Below are 12,524 nucleotides of genomic sequence, written 5' to 3'. Positions count from 1 at the left end.
CCTCGCTCTTCTTGGGATGGTCGGGAATCAACACGCGGGCGGGCCACCGCTGAGCGGTGCCCCGCGAGGTCCTTCGGCTCAGGACATGGCCGACGGCGGTCCCGCGGCGACCGCCTCCGCGGCCGCGCGACCTTCGGCGACGGCATGGGCGATGCGGCGCGGCACGACGCAGTCGCCGACGGCTCGGACGCTCTGCCCGTCGGCCGGGGTGAAGTCCGGGCGGCGCGGGTGGCGTTCGCCGACGGTCACCAGGACGTCGGCAGTGAGGTCGGTCTCCGCGCCGTCCAGGACATGGCACAGCCGCACGCCGTCCGCGGTCGTCGACATCACGCCGTTCATGGCGACGACACGGAGCGGCGCGCCGGTGAGGCGGTTCATCAGCTGGGTGCGGTTCTCCGGCGACAGGCCCGTGGCGAATCCGTTGCCGGGGGTGATGAGCGTGACTTCGCGGGCGCCGGCCGCCAGCGCGCTCTCGACGGCGCTGACGCCCTGCCACCAGCCGAAGCCGTCGTCGAGGACGGCGACCCTGGGGGCCCGCGGCACCACGTCGGCGTACTGCTGGAGGAAGTCCGTGCTGGTGAGCGTTGGCAGCTCGCCCGGCACAGGGACCGCGGTCTCCTCGGCGCCGGTGGCGAGCACGATGTGGGCGTACTCCACGAGTTCGGCGGACATCGGGGATGTGCCCAAACGTACGCGCACGCCGAGGTCGGAGAGCTGGTCGCGCTGGAAATCGACGAGCTTCTGCCACCCCGGGCGGTGCGCTGCGAGCGCGGCGAGGCGGGCCTGGCCGCCGACTTCTCGCGCGCTGTCGAAGACGACCACCGTGGCGCCGGTGCGGGCGAGCGCCATCGCGCATTCCATGCCGGCGGGCCCCGCGCCCAGGACGGCCACGGGCCCGCTCCGGGAGCCGGGGCGCCGGCGCAGGAGCAGGGGAACGGCCGGGCGGGCGGTGGCTCCTGGCGGGCCGAGTTCGGGATTCACCGAGCAGGACCCGGTGGGCTCGAAGGTCCGGCAGCCCTCGTTGCAGCCGGTGCAGGGGCGTATGGCGCGCTCGTCGCCGGAGCTCACTTTGCGGGCGAAGTCCGGGTCGGCGATGAACGGCCGCGCCATGCCGACGAGATCGGCGCCCGCGTCCAGCGCCCGCTCGATATCGGCCACCCCACGGAACCCCTGGCTGACCAGCAGTGGCACGGCGACCGCTGCACGCAGCCGGGCCACGGATTCGAGGAGCGGCGGGCGGGTCGTCGCCATGCCGGGGACGTACGTGTTGCGGACGCCGGTCGTCACGTTGGCGTACGTGAAGGGCGAGGCGGCGTCGAGCCGTGGAAGCAGCTCGATCAGGTCGTCCAGGCCGAGCCCGGAGGCTTTGCCGGCCTCCACCGACACCCTTACGCCGATGGGGAGTTGACCGATCTCGGCGCGGATCGCGTCGATCACCTGGGCGAGCAGGGCGATGCGGTCGCCGTAGCCGTCGTCACGGGTGTTGGTGACACGGGAGAGGAACTGGGCGAGCAGATAGCCGTGCCCCGCGTGCAGCTCGACGCCGTGGAAGCCGGCCTGCACGCTGTTCGCCGCCGAGATGCGGAACGCGTCGACGACACCGCGTACTTCCTCGGTGCTCAGCGCGTGCGGCGCGGATGCCTCGCGGGGCGAGCGGACGGCGGCGGCGGAGACCGGGGCGTAGTAGGTACCCGCGCCCAGGGTCTCACGGCCGAGGTGGACGAGCTGCGCGATGGCGACGGCGCCGCCCTCGGTGATGGCCTCGGCCCGGCGGCGCACGGCGTCCTTGATCTCCGGGCGCCACGCCTCGGTCAGATAGCGCTGCGGCAGGGTCGACTCGGGGGCGACGGCGGTGCCACCGGTGATCACCATCGCGGCGCCGCCCTGGGCGAGGCGTCGCCAGTAGGCCGCGTCGGCCTCCGTAGGGGCCCCGTCCGCGACGGCCGCGGTGGCATGGGCAGTGGCGACAAGGCGGTTACGCAGGGTGAGAGCGCCGAGCGTGAACGGCGCGGCGAGGGCGAGATCGGTGGGGTGCTTCATGGGATTCGGCATCTCCCTGCCCGCTCAGGCGGCGGATCGGGGGGCGAGCCCGACGAGTTCGGCGAGCCTGGCGCGGTTCTGGTCCACTGTGCCGAAAAGCACTTCGGCGCTGCGGGCTCGGCGCACGTAGAGGTGAGCCGGGTGTTCCCAGGTGAATCCGATCCCGCCGTGCAGCTGGACGTACTCGGCCGTCGCCAGACGGAACGTCTCCGAGCAGACCGCGGCAGCGGCGCTCGCGGCCACCGGCATCTGCGGCGAGGCCGTGGCCACGCAGACGGTCGCGTACGAGGATGCCGATCGGGCCGCCTCAAGGGCGACCAGCACGTCGGCCAGCCGGTGCTTGACCGCCTGGAACGAGCCGATGGGGCGCCCGAACTGCTGGCGCTGCGCGACGAATTCGACGGTGGCGTCCAGCGCGTGGCCGCTGCCGCCGATCTGTTCGGCGGCGAGCGCTGCCCGCCCGGCGTCGAGGGTCGCCGTCACATCACCCGACTCGCCCACAAGCGTGGCGGGTGCGCCGCTGAACTCCACCCGTGCCTGTCGGCGCGTCTCGTCCAGGACGCGGTGCGGTGTCCGCAGGCAGGTGCCCACGAGCGGCTCACAGGCGAACAGCCTTGCACCGTCGGGGGTTTGGGCCCGCACCACGATCAGATCCGCCCCCGCCCCGTCGAGCACGAAGTCGGCCGCACCGCGCAACACCCAGCCCGACGCCCCGTGTTGAGCGCTGATGCCGGGTTTGGCGGCGTCGTCGAAACCGGCCACTGTTGCGGTGAGGGTGCCGTCCGCGATCCGTGGCAGGTAGCGCGTGCACGCCTGCCGGTCCTCGCTGTTGAGCAGGGCCTGCGCGGCGAGGACCACCGTGGGCAGCACCGGTGCGCAATAAAGGACGCGCCCCGACTCCTCCAGCGCCACGGCGAGCTCGGCGAAGGTGAAGCCCGATCCGCCGTACTCCTCGGGGATCGCCAGCCCGTGCACGCCGATCTCGCCGGCGAGCCGCGCCCACAGCGCCTCGTCGAATCCGCGTGGGGTGGCCAGGTGCTTGCGGACGGCCTCGGGGCCGCTCGCGTCGGTGAAGAAGTCCCGCAGGATGGAACGGAGTTCGCGCTGTTCGTCGGTCTCGGACAGCGACTGGGGGTCGATCTCGGGGTGACGGCTGTGCATCGGAACTCCATCGTGCTCGGGTGGCGAGAGGGGATTTGGCAGGCGGTCAGCGAGCCCCGGGGCCGGTTCCGCGGGGGACGTTCCTGGTGACCGACTCCGGAAGCTGTCGGCTCGGGTCGATCGAGATCGTCTTCGTCGCCAGGTACTCCTGTACGGCGTCCGGGCCGTGCTCGCGTCCCAGGCCCGACTTCTTGAACCCGCCGAACGCGGAGCCCAGATCTGCCGCGAAGGTGTTGACCGAGAACGTGCCGGTGCGCACGCGCCGGGCGACCTCGAAGCCATGCGCCGTGTCCGCGGTGAACACGGAACCGGCCAGGCCCAGTTCACTGTCGTTGGCGATCCGCACGGCGTCGTCCTCGCCGCGGTGCGGAATGAGCGAGGCGACGGGTCCGAAGATCTCCTCCCGCGACACCCTCATCCCGTTGTGCGCGTCGGATACGAGGGTCGGCTCGTAGTACCACCCACGGCTCAGGTGCGTGGGCCGGCGGCCGCCGTGGGCGATCGTCGCGCCCTCCTTGCGCGCCACATCCACGTAGTACTCGACGCGTTCACGCTGACGCGAGGTGACCAGCGGACCGACCGCCGTGTCGGCGTCCATGGGGTCGCCGACCTTGAGCGAGGCGAATCCGTCGGCCAGGGCCTCGGCATAGGCGCGGTACTGCGACTCGGGTACGAGGAGCCGGGTCTGGGCGACGCAGCTCTGGCCGGCGTTGGTGCCGACGCTGGCCCCCACCAGGACCGGAACGACGTCCTCCAGCTTCGCGTCCTCCAGGACGATGGCCGCGGACTTGCCACCGAGTTCAAGGACGCACGGCCGGATGAGTTCTCCACAGGCCGCCGCGATCCTCGCACCCACCTCGACCGAGCCGGTGAAGCTGACCATGTCCACACCGGGGTGGCGCACCAGGTAGTCCGACTCCGGTGCCCGCGCGGCGACGATGTTGAGGACGCCGGGCGGAAGACCGATCTCCTCGCAGATCTCACCGACGACGAAGAGGGCCAGGGGGTTGGGTTCGGTGACCTTGACGACGACGGTGCAGCCCGCGATCAGCGCCGGTCCGGCCTTCTGACCGATCGCAGGAAGCGCGAAGTTGTACGCCGGGAAGCTGGCGACCACCCCGACGGGTTCCTTGACGACCAGGCTGGACCCGGCCATGGGGATGATGCCGCCGCCCGCCGACTCGCCCCCGAGCCGCGACAGATCGCTGACGCGCACCTCGGCCGTCTGCAGGCACCGGCCGATCTCGGCGGCGTAGTTGAAGCTCATGACAGGCGACACCGTCTGGTAGATCTGCGAGAGGAACAGCGTGCAGCCGAGCTCCTCGGTGATCAGCTCGGCGAGTTCGTTCCGTCGCCGCTCGATCCCGTCCGCGAGGCGAGAGAGATAGTCCGCACGCTCCGCCGGGGTGAGCCGGGGCCACTCCCCTGCGTCGAACGCGTGCCGGGCCGCGGCCACCGCGGCGTCGATGTCCGCCTTCGAGGCGGCCGGGACACTGCCGATGCGCTGCTCCGACCTCGGGGAGATCACGTCGAAACGGTCCGTGCCGTCGGCCGCTCGCCAGGCTCCGTTGATGAAGAAGGCCTTGTGATCGATGGCTTTCATGCTGCCTCCTGCGCTTGCACGTCTGTGTCCGGTCACGAGTGGTAGGTCGCCGCGCGGGCGGTGTCCGCGGCGGTCAGTCCGAAGACAAGGGCCGAGGCGATGCCGCCCGCGTAGGCGCGGTGCCAGAGGCCGCCGGTGTCCGATCCGGCTGCCAGGAGCCCACCGATGGGGCGGCCGTCCTCGCCCAGGACACGGGCCCGGTCGTCGATGCGCAGGCCGTGGAACGGGAACGTGATGGCCGGGACCGTCTCGATGACGTAGTACGGCGGTTCGTCCAGCGGCAGGTGGTCCAGCTCCCGGCCGGGGACCGGGTCCTTGCCCGCCGCGGCGTGCTCGTTGAACTGCCGGACGGCGGTGCGGACGGTATCGGCGTCGTAGCCCCATTCCTCCGGCAGGAAAGCCAGTTCGTCGAGGTCCTCGGCGAGCCCGACGCGACCGCCCCGCTTGCTCGCCAGCGCGTACTTATCGACGGCGACGGCGCCTTCGACATAGGAGCCGACGATCCAGTCGCGGAAGACCCGGGCGTCCGCGATGAGCAGACCGCGGCCTTCAGGCTGCTCCAGGAGCGCCATCGCGGTGAGGTGATCGCCCAGCGTCTCGTCGACGAACCGGTCGCCCCGCAGATTGAGGAGCAGTGCGTGCTCGCTGTAGTAGAGCGACATGTCGACGAAGTCGGCCGGGTCGGCGAAGGGGATCCCGCTGGGGATCAGGTGCCCGTAGAAGCCGGCGTTGTCGTGGCCGGCGGCGGCTCCGGCGCGCGTGGCGAGACGGTAACCGCCGCCGCGGCTATGGGGGTTGGAGCGGAGCTGCATGCGATCGGCCGCGGGGTGCACATGGGCGGCGCGGAGGGCGAGGTCACCCTGGAAACCGCCGGTCACGAGGAGCGTGGCGCGCGCCCTGACCCGCCTGCGCGTGCCGTCCGCCGTCCGCAGATCCGCTCCGGCGACGACACCGTCCTCGACCACCAGCCCCTCTGCGTCGGTCTCCAGCAGAAGTTCGCCATCACCTTCGACGATCAGGCGCCGGCAGGTGTCGACGTAGTGGTTGGTGTCGAACTGGTGCCCGCGGCCGAAGCTGAGGACGCGTTGTGCGTCCTTGGCCTCCACGCCGAGGGAGCGGATCCATGAGATGCCGTCGTCGAAGCGGTCCACCAGGGCGCGCTTGAGCGCGCTGTCCCCGCTCGGGTTGTGCTGCTCCATGACGTCGTGGCTCGGAGCGGTCCACGCATAGCCGGCGAAGCGCGCCGAACCGCCGACGTCCTCGCCGATCTCGACGATCACCACGGACAGGCCGTCGCGGACGGCACGGGCACCCGCGGTCAGCCCCGCCATCCCCGCCCCGATGATCAGCAGGTCGACGTCTTCTTTGTGCATGCCAGCTCCTCCGGCCAACGAATCGACTGTCCGGCGCAGTGCGCCGGCACCCACCACCCGGGACCGGGCCGGTCAGCGGGCCTCGGACGCCTGCTGGGCCGCGGCCGTCTGCCGGGCGTACTTCTGGGAGGCCGCGTTGATCGCCGCCATGGTCTCGGTCTTCCATTCGTTGTCACGCACCCAGGCGTTGTGCTCACGCACGGACTGCAACTGCCCCCTGAATTCAGGGATGACGTACTCGGCGAAGAGTTCGACCGCGCGCTTCTGCCTGTCGAAAGTGGTGAAGTCGGTCAGCGTCATCACGAAGCTGCCGAAGCCGCCGGTCTGGTCGGCCAGCTTCCTGATGAGTTCGATCGCGGTGTCCGGGGTCCCGATCAGCACCGACCCGGACTCGATCGCGTCGCCGATCATTCCGTCGACGTCGGGCTTGTCCGAAGCAGGGAGCGGCGATATGTGGGAGAGGTAGTTCCAGATCTCTTCGAAGCCGTGGCGGCAGTCCGCGCGGGCCTGCTCCTCGGTCTCGGCGATGTGGGTGATGGCGGACAGACGCCAATTCCTGCGATCGACGGTCCGGCCATGGCTCGCGGCTTCCCGTTCCGCGATGCCCCAGTGCGTGCGGAGTGCCTTGAAGGCCGCCGGTGAGCTCGCGGAGAGGTTGATCATGCCGATGCCGAGCCTGCCGGCTGTCACCGGGCCCGACGGTGAGGTGACCGCCGCGACGACCACGTCCAGTTCGGGGACGGTGTAGGGACGCAATTGCAGCTTCGCCTCGTGCAGGTCGAACCAGTCGCTCTTCTGCGTGACGGTCTCACCGCGCAGGAGCCGCATGACCACCTCGGCGGCCTCGAGCATCCGGTCCCGCTGGGTGGACGGGTCGATGCCGAGCATGTACGCGTCGGATACCAACTGCCCGGGGCCGAAGCCCATGATCGCGCGTCCGTGGGTGAGGTGATCGAGCATCACCAGGCGCTCGGCCAGCAGAAACGGGTTGTGGTACGGCAGCGAGTTCACTGCCGTACCGAGCTTGATGGTGCGCGTGGTGCGCGCGACCGCGGCGAGCATCAGTTCGGGGGCCCCGATCGGCTCATGCCCCCCGGAGTGGTGCTCCCCCAGCCATGCCTCCTGGAAGCCGAGGCGATCGGCCAGCTCGATGACGGCCAGATCCCGCTCGAAGAGAACGGTGGGGCTGACGCCGATCTTGTGGAAGGGAGCCATGAAGACGCCGAAGTCGGCCGGGTAGTGGGATACGGACATGGTCGTTGCCCCTCTCAGGGGTGAGCGTTCGTGGGCAGGGTGCAAACGCCGGAGCGTGCGCGTCAGAGCGAGGGCGGCGTCACGCTGCCGCCGAATGCGACGACCAGCGGGATCGGGTCGTAGTGCTCCACGAAGTGGACGATCCTTGCGTCCCGGATGGTGAAGCAGGTGACGTACTCGTTCTTGTACTCGACGGGTCGCACCATGGTCATGTCGCTCTTGTAGAAGGTGACGACCTGGCCCGGATCGGAGTGCAGGGTCTCGATACGGATGTCGTGGAGACCCTCGGTGGCGATGGACTCGGGCAGCGGGGCGAGGAATTCCATCACTGCCTCCACACCGTCTATGCGCCGCGGAAACCCTTCCGGGGCCCACCGCATCTCGAAGACCACGTCGGGCGCGAGCAGTTCGCGCTTCACGTCGAAGTCCCAGTCATTGATCGCCTGAAGATAGCGCTCGGCGATCGCCATGTTCGCCTGCCGCAGTCCCTCTTGTTCCACAAGATACCTAACTGAGTTTAGTTCGGCTAGATCGAACGTGAATCTAGGCCGCCGGTGACCGAGGGTCAATGGGCGTACCCCAGTGAATTCCGGGCCGGCACCACTCTTCCCCACCCAGGGCCGCGATGGGTACGCTCACATAAAATGAATTAGGTTCGGGAGGGGTTGACTGTGGGCGAGGCAGCTATCGGAAGCACGGGCACCGCGGAGACATTCGTCGACAACGGGGACCTGACCGCGGATGTACTGCGAGGCGCCTATGGGCGCTTCCCGTCCGGCGTCACGGCGGTCTGCGGCCTCGTGGACGGCCTGCCCACCGGCATCGCGGCCAGCTCGTTCACGTCCGTTTCGCTGGAACCACCGCTGGTCTCGTTGTGTGTCGCCCGCACCTCCACCACCTGGCCGGTCCTGCGAAGGGCCGCGTGCCTGGGTGTCAGCGTGCTCGCGGAAGACCAGGGGCCCGTGGCGCGCGCCCTTGCGTCGAAGACCTCCGACCGGTTCGCGTCCGTGGGCTGGGTGGCCGAGCCGCCGGGCTCGGTGTTCGTGGTGGGCGCGGCGCTGTGGCTGGAGTGCCGGATCGTCCAGGAGGTCCCCGCAGGGGATCATGTCATCGCGCTCCTCGAGGTCGACCGGCTCGCACCGCACGCCGCGGTTGCCCCGGTGGTCTTTCACGCCAGCACCTTCCGGTCCCTGGCAAGGAGTTGACATGTATGTCGATGCGCGTCACAACGATGTCCGGCTCGCCGAACCCCACGACCTGACCAGGTTCAGCGTGGTGACCGACGACCCGCAGACGCTCACCGAACGAGCCGGGCAGTTCGGCCGTCTCGCTGACGGCTCGGCCTTCGTGCGCTGCGACTGGATTCGCGCATCAGGCCCCGGGACCAGCGAATGGACAGCAGCATTCGAGAAGATGCTCGCGTTCGCGGCATCGTCGGGGTGGCTGCACGAGGGCCACATCCAGGCCCACATCGTCCGGTCCGGGCCGGATATCGGCTGACCTCCTCCCCTGCTCCAGCGCGCGCGGCGAAGTGCCTGCGCGCCGGCGCGGTCGGCAACGACGCGCGTTCCCGACCGCGCCCGGCTCAGCTCTGCGCCACCGCAGCGGGAAGGTCGTCCGGCCCGTCGAAGTAGGCCCGTTCGGCGCGGGTGACGAACTCCGGGTCGCCGGGTTCGCCGCAGACGGCGACGGCGCCCTCATGGAGCACGACCACCTCGTGGCAGGCGGACGCGGCGCGGCCCAGCGACTGTTCGAGGAGGACGACCGTCATGCCCTCGTGGGCGAGGCGGCCGATGCGGGCGTACACCTCGTCGACCATGGCTGGGGACAAGCCGAGCGCCGGCTCGTCGACGATCAGCAGGTCGGGGCTCGCCATCAAGGCTCGCGCGATGGCCAGGACCTGCTGCTCACCGCCGGACAGTCCGCCGGCGGGTATGCCCATCCGCTCGCGCAGCCGCGGCGGCAGCCACTCGGCGGTCTCCGCGAGCCGGGCCCGCAGGTCGGCTCCCTTGATGCCCGCTGCGTACCCGGCAACCTCCAGGTTCTCGCGCAGGGAGAGCGTCTTGAACAGGGCGCGGCCCTCGGGCACCAGCGCGGTCCGCAAGCCCGGTTCGGTGGTGCGCCGGCCGTGGGTGGGCGGGAGGGAGCCGTGCAGGATTCGGCCCAGCGTGCTCTTGCCCGCGCCGTTGGCACCGACGACCCCGACCACGCTGCCCCGGCCGATGGTGAGGTCGACTCCGTGCAGAGCGGTCACGCCGCTGTAGGCGTGGTCCACGGCGTCGAGCCGCACGGCGGCGCGCTCGGTGCCGTCTCTGGGCGGCAGTTCGTCGTGGGCGCCGCCCTCGCCCAGGTAGGACGAGCGCACCCGGGGATCGTCGAGGATCTTGCCGGGCTCGCCCTCCCCGATCGGCCGGCCGAAGTCGAAGGCGACCACCCGGTGGGCTACGGAGAACAAGTCGTCGAGGACATGGTCAATGATCACGACGGCAGTGCCGCGCTCCTGCTGCCGCACGATCTGCCGGGCCAGCACGGTGCGTTCGGTGGCGTCGAGGCCACCGAACGGCTCGTCCAGGATGAGCAGCTCGGGGTCCTCGGCCAGTGCCCTGGCGAGGTCGAGGCGCTTGTGCAGACCGAACGGCAACTCGGCCGGGTAGCGGTCGGCGACATGTGCGAGGCCGACACGGTCCAGCAGCTCCGCGGCTCTGGCCCGGTGCCGCGCGGTGACCCGGCGATGGGTACAGAGCACGTTCTCCAGGACCGTGAGTTCGGGGAACGTCTCGGCGTGCTGGAAGGTGCGCCCGATGCCGAGCCGACGGCGGGCGGTGGCCCGGGACTTGAGCAGGGGCCTGCCGCCGTACCGGGCACTGCCCACCACCCGTCCGCCGCCGACGAGCCCCGACAGGACGTTCAGCAGTGTCGTCTTGCCCGCGCCGTTGGGACCGATGATCGCGAGCGTCTCGCCCGCCCGTACCGACACCGAGGCGCCTTCGAGTGCCTTGAGTCCGCCGAAGAAAACGGTCACCTCGTCGAGCCGCAGCAGTTCGGGAGCGGTGGCTGCGGGGGCGGGCACCGGCTGCGGGGGCCCTTCCGGCAGCTCTACGGTGGTCGGGCCGTGCGGGGCCGGCTTGCGCACGAGGCGGCGTGCCGTTCGCCCGAGGAAGAGCACCACTCCGCCCGGAAGGAACAGCAGTGCGGCGATGAGCACGACTCCCTGGAGGATCGGCTGCGGTACCCCGGTGCTCTCCGCGGCCGTCGGCGCCCAGGTCAGGTAGGCGCCGCCGACGACCGCGCCCAGCAGGGTGCCCGGGCCGCCCAGCACACACGCGGCGATCAGTGAGATCGCGAGGGCCAGCGAGAAGGGGTCCGGGCTGACGAATCCGACGACCAGGGCCAGCAGGACGCCCGCCACCGCGGCGAACACGGCGCTGACGGCGAAGGCCAGCGCCGACTGGGCCTCCGGCGCGATGCCGATGGAACGGGCCGCCATCGGGTGGGACTTGGCGGCGACGAGCCGCATCCGAAGGGCGCTGGGCCGGGCCAGTGCGGCCACCGCGAGCGCGACCCCTGCCACCCCCACTGCGATGTACTGCGCCTGCGAACCGGCGCTGGCCAGCGTGCCGAGACCCAGGGCGCTGTCCAGCTTCTCCATCGGAATGCCCTGGTCGCCGCCGGTCACGTCGGCCCACTGTCCCATCACCTCCAGCGACACCATGGTGAACGCGAGCGTGAGCAGGGCCACGTACAGCATCGAGAACCGAGCGCCCGCGCCGCCCAGGAACGCCCCGAACACCGCGGCGCACCCGGCGGCTCCGAGCACCACGGACTCCAGGGACCAGCCGTGCGTGCTGCCGTACGCGGCGAAGTAGGCGCCCAGGGCGAAGAACGCGGGATGGGCGATCGACCAGATCCCGGCCCACCCAGCGAGCAGCCCGACCGAGAGGACAAGGACCGTGTACACGGCGGCGAGCCCCACGGAGTACGCCTGGTAGGGCGGGATGAGCCCCGCGTTCAGTACGAGGATGAGTACGACCGCGGCCAGCGGCCCGAGCGCCGCCTTGGCGAGGTTGGTGCGACTGAAGACAGACATGGACCGCTCCCTCAGACCCGCTGGAACGTGCGCACACCGAAGAGCCCCTGAGGGCGGATCAGCAGCACGAGGATGGTGAACGAGAACACAAACGTGTCGCGGTAGCCGGCCGAGACGTAACCCGCGGCGAGGTTGTCGAGCACGCCGACCGTCAGCCCGCCGACCACAGCGCCGTACATGCTGGTCAGCCCGCCGAGGAAGATCCCGGCGAAGGCGCGGAAGAGCGGCGCGCTGAGCACCGTCGGCACCAGTCCCGCCCGGGGCGCGTAGAGGAACGCGGCGAGCGCGGCGAGGCCGAGCCCGAGCGCCCAGGCGATCCGCGCGATGCGCTGCGAGCCGAGGCCGAGGATCTGCGCGGTGTCGGCGGACTCGGCGACGGCCCGCATGGCGGAGCCGATGGTCGTCCGCCCGAAGAGATACGCCACCAGCGCCATCGCCACCGCCGCCACGCCGATGGTCAGCAGGCTCTGCGTCGGAATCGCCGAGCCGCCGATCGAGACGGAGCCGTCCACCAGGCTCGGGAAGAGCCGTGGCTGGTCGTCCCAGATGGTGCTGATGACGCTCTCCGCGATGAGCGAGACGCCCATGGTCATGACCAGGGCCGAGAGCAACTCCCCCTGCGCCAGTGGCCGGATCACCGTTTCCCGGGCCACCAGGCCGACCGCGGCGGTGACGACGATCGCGACCGCGGCGGTCACGAGGAGCGGCAGACCCTTCTCGTACAGCGTCAGTGCCGCGTACAGTCCGACGGTCGCGAGGCTGGCGAGAGCGAAGTTCACCACGTCCGTCGCCCGATAAATGATCACCAGCCCGAGGCCCATCAGGCCGTACACCGCACCGCTGGCGAGACCGCTCACCAGGATGAGCAGGAACTGATCCACGTCGACCGTCTCCTCGTGCCCGAGCGCCCGCGCTCCGGGACCTTCGGCGTCACCCGGAGCGATTGACGAACTGAACTCAATTCATGAACTTGCCTCCTGAACGGTAAGCATCCAGTCCCGGGCGG

At 70.6% G+C, this 12,524-nt stretch carries 10 protein-coding genes; 2 read left to right on the top strand and 8 right to left on the bottom strand.

Features of this window, described 5'->3' with window-relative positions; genetic code table 11:
• Positions 1-78 precede the first annotated feature (78 nt).
• The 6 genes from OHO83_RS44120 to OHO83_RS44095 all read right to left on the bottom strand — a co-directional run bounded on the left by OHO83_RS44120 (position 79) and on the right by OHO83_RS44095 (position 7,931).
• The gene (locus OHO83_RS44120; protein ID WP_266681102.1) at positions 79-2,040 is read right to left on the bottom strand and encodes an oxidoreductase; all 1,962 of its coding nucleotides are present in this window, start codon (positions 2,038-2,040) and stop codon (positions 79-81) included.
• Positions 2,041-2,064: 24 nt separating this feature from the next.
• Positions 2,065-3,201, bottom strand: coding sequence for an acyl-CoA dehydrogenase family protein (locus OHO83_RS44115; RefSeq protein ID WP_266681100.1), 1,137 nt, complete (start codon positions 3,199-3,201; stop codon positions 2,065-2,067).
• Between the two features lie 46 nt (positions 3,202-3,247).
• Positions 3,248-4,804: an aldehyde dehydrogenase gene (locus tag OHO83_RS44110; protein WP_266681098.1), complete on the bottom strand. Its 1,557-nt coding sequence runs from the start codon at positions 4,802-4,804 to the stop codon at positions 3,248-3,250.
• 32 nt (positions 4,805-4,836) lie between these two features.
• The gene (locus OHO83_RS44105) at positions 4,837-6,177 is read right to left on the bottom strand and encodes an FAD-dependent oxidoreductase (RefSeq protein ID WP_266681096.1); all 1,341 of its coding nucleotides are present in this window, start codon (positions 6,175-6,177) and stop codon (positions 4,837-4,839) included.
• 72 nt (positions 6,178-6,249) lie between these two features.
• Positions 6,250-7,431 (bottom strand): LLM class flavin-dependent oxidoreductase, encoded by a 1,182-nt coding sequence (locus tag OHO83_RS44100; RefSeq protein ID WP_266681094.1) that lies wholly within the window; start codon positions 7,429-7,431, stop codon positions 6,250-6,252.
• 62 nt (positions 7,432-7,493) lie between these two features.
• On the bottom strand, positions 7,494-7,931 hold the full coding sequence (locus tag OHO83_RS44095; protein ID WP_266681092.1) for a nuclear transport factor 2 family protein: 438 nt from the start codon (positions 7,929-7,931) through the stop codon (positions 7,494-7,496).
• 171 nt (positions 7,932-8,102) lie between these two features.
• Between OHO83_RS44095 and OHO83_RS44090 the strand changes: the two genes are divergently transcribed.
• Both OHO83_RS44090 and OHO83_RS44085 read left to right on the top strand, forming a co-directional pair.
• A complete protein-coding gene (locus tag OHO83_RS44090) occupies positions 8,103-8,636 on the top strand; it encodes a flavin reductase family protein (RefSeq protein WP_266681090.1) in 534 nt (177 codons plus the stop codon).
• 1 nt (position 8,637) lies between these two features.
• A complete protein-coding gene (locus OHO83_RS44085; protein ID WP_266681088.1) occupies positions 8,638-8,931 on the top strand; it encodes a hypothetical protein in 294 nt (97 codons plus the stop codon).
• 85 nt (positions 8,932-9,016) lie between these two features.
• On the opposite strand, the gene OHO83_RS44080 is transcribed toward OHO83_RS44085, so the two are convergent.
• Positions 9,017-11,518, bottom strand: a complete 2,502-nt coding sequence (locus OHO83_RS44080) for an ATP-binding cassette domain-containing protein (protein ID WP_266681087.1) — start codon at positions 11,516-11,518, stop codon at positions 9,017-9,019.
• An 11-nt stretch (positions 11,519-11,529) separates the two neighbouring features.
• Positions 11,530-12,399, bottom strand: coding sequence for a branched-chain amino acid ABC transporter permease (locus OHO83_RS44075; protein WP_266681086.1), 870 nt, complete (start codon positions 12,397-12,399; stop codon positions 11,530-11,532).
• Positions 12,400-12,524: the final 125 nt, after the last annotated feature.

The sequence above is a fragment of the Streptomyces sp. NBC_00569 genome, assembly GCF_036345255.1.
Taxonomy (GTDB): Bacteria; Actinomycetota; Actinomycetes; order Streptomycetales; family Streptomycetaceae; genus Streptomyces.
Note: the sequence above shows the minus strand (reverse complement) of the source record. Positions and strands in the feature narration are given on the sequence as shown.